This window comes from Pseudoalteromonas sp. RWi3 (assembly GCF_054960735.1).
Genome location: NZ_JBHNYL010000050.1, coordinates 1 through 305 on the forward strand (window position 1 = coordinate 1; position 305 = coordinate 305).

A 305-nucleotide genomic window follows, 5' to 3' on the forward strand; every position below is an offset into this window, starting at 1 on the left:
CTGGCTAAAACAAAGCAAGTTATCGCGATTAAAACGGTTGCACATAAACTCGCAAGAGCGTGTTACCACGTTCTGAAAGACAATGTCCCATTTGATGAACACAAGGCTTTTTCTTAGCGACCGTAAAACGAATTAGGTTAACGTGTTGAGTTAAAAACGGGGTTGGTAAAACCATCAGATCTGATTGAGCCTGCATGTTAACCGCTCTTATTTAAATGTTGGGTATGCCCACTGTCTGAGCCACACAGGGTTGGTTATGTAAAAAGCATAAACCACAGATTTGTTATAGCGCAGGGCATAAGCTT

General features: G+C 41.6%; 1 pseudogene. It reads left to right on the forward strand.

Annotation, left to right across the window (positions count from 1 at the left end):
* Window positions 1-117: pseudogene (locus tag ACFI4Z_RS19090) on the forward strand (IS110 family RNA-guided transposase); the annotation flags it as partial.
* Window positions 118-305 lie beyond the last annotated feature (188 nt).